Here is a 1687-nt window from a genome sequence, read left to right on the forward strand (position 1 = left end):
CCGGCCATCTGGTGACGCGTCGCTAGGTGTCACTACCGATCCGAAACTGACCTGGTGTGCCCATTTAAGCGCTACCCCCTGAGGAATAAGCGACTCCAAACAAAAACAGGTGGGTCAGTTTTACTTTAGCAAAGTGGATCAGAATTCAATTGGCATTGACATGTCGACATTAGCGGTATGGGTAAGGTAAATAAGTTGGCTAATTTACCTGTTAAATGAATGGTTTTCATCTTTACTGGTACAGTCCAGTTCTAGATGCTTGCCATAGTTGTTTATCGGTATTAATTTGTGCTGTTAGCCGTTGTGGTTGTTTAACGGTAGCGGGTAATGGCCAGATATAACTCGAGCCAGCTAACACATAACCAAACAGGCTATCCGCCAGCACAATGTGTTTTTTACCTTGTTGCACGGCAACCTTACTTAAACGAGCATGAATTGGGCCTCGATTGGTAATTTTGATGGCTGGCTTGCCATTTAAGCGGGTTAACTGCCAACTGAGATATTTTTGATCCAGTTGAATTGGATCGCCTGAACCACGCAGATAGTTAATACCTTCACCATAAACAAACAGTGGAATAGAATAACGCATCTGCATATTGATACCAATCTTCGGCGCTGCTAATTGTTCTGGTGTCAATATTTCATCAGCTAATAAGCGGTAGGCTATCTCTTTGCCAGCGGGGACGGTAGCTTGTTTTATTAAGCGGATCAGCTGCTTTTGACCCGCTTCAATCCGCATAAATGGTGGACTGGCGACCACCGCTTGTTGATTGCTATAGCGATCTTGGCCATCGATTTGTTGCCAGCCAATCACTCTGATCTGCATGGTGGTTGCTTCGGTGCCTTTGTTTTCGATCCAGAATTCAGTAGCATTATCGTTGGCGGTTAATACCGGATCCATCGGCCAAATCATGACATGGTTAGCAGATTGAGCTGAAGATGCGAAGAAGAATAAGGTCAATAACCATAGTGTCGAAAAACAACATAAAGAGGGTTACGAAACATTGATCATATAGTATTCCTCCATGATCACCAGGATAATGTTACCGTTAATACGTCAGTATAGGTTCCTGCACTGATACCCGTATTTGCGCCATTGCCTTGGATTAGGCCATACAAGGTATAAGGTATAAGTACTTAAACCACCTGAGGTAGCTGGGTTGGAGACCAGTGCAGCACTATTAGCAAGTGCAGTGCCTGGAGTGGGCGATGGGTTACTAGTATAAACACCATAGTAAACACCCTCTGAGTCATTAGCTAAATTAACATAACGAGGTGTGGTACCAAGTTGTGTACTATATATAGTTGTCGGTGCGCTGTTATTACTACTGGTTAATACGGTCGTATAAGTATCATTAGGCGGACACTGGACCGTAAATGTTGAGCCACTACCATTAGAAAGTTGGGTGGTCAATACACTAAATGTGGGGCACCTCGAAAAACTCAAGATTTTCAATTAACCCTTGGCTTTCATTCTAAATAATTAGATTTTTTTTGATTATCACGCTACTGATTCTATCGCACATTGCCCTGGCTAGGGCCATTTGACCCATTCTGGGCGTCAGAAAGCCACGATGCACGCGCTCTGGAAGTACGCCAACCGCTTTAGGTTGTAACATGCTGCCATCATCGTCATGGCAAAATTAGCGCGCACCTGTCCAATGGTGCGGATCAGTTTTCTACCCAT

The 1687-nt window shown here is 44.2% G+C and carries 1 protein-coding gene and 1 pseudogene; both read right to left on the reverse strand.

Translation table 11 applies throughout. From position 1 onward, the window contains the following. Window positions 1-232: 232 nt before the first annotated feature. Window positions 233-901: a molecular chaperone gene (locus tag CBG25_RS09105; RefSeq protein ID WP_290606164.1), complete on the reverse strand. Its 669-nt coding sequence runs from the start codon at window positions 899-901 to the stop codon at window positions 233-235. Between the two features lie 660 nt (window positions 902-1561). After that, a pseudogene (locus CBG25_RS09110) lies at window positions 1562-1687 on the reverse strand (IS5/IS1182 family transposase); the annotation flags it as partial.

Origin of the sequence: Arsenophonus sp. ENCA (assembly GCF_002287155.1) — a bacterium.
Lineage (GTDB): Bacteria > Pseudomonadota > Gammaproteobacteria > Enterobacterales > Enterobacteriaceae > Arsenophonus > Arsenophonus nilaparvatae.

Bases quoted from the DNA above. Each gene is read 5' to 3' on its own strand.
- CBG25_RS09105 (WP_290606164.1), bottom strand. From the start codon at position 901: ATGGATCCGGTATTAACCGCCAACGATAATGCTACTGAATTCTGGATC.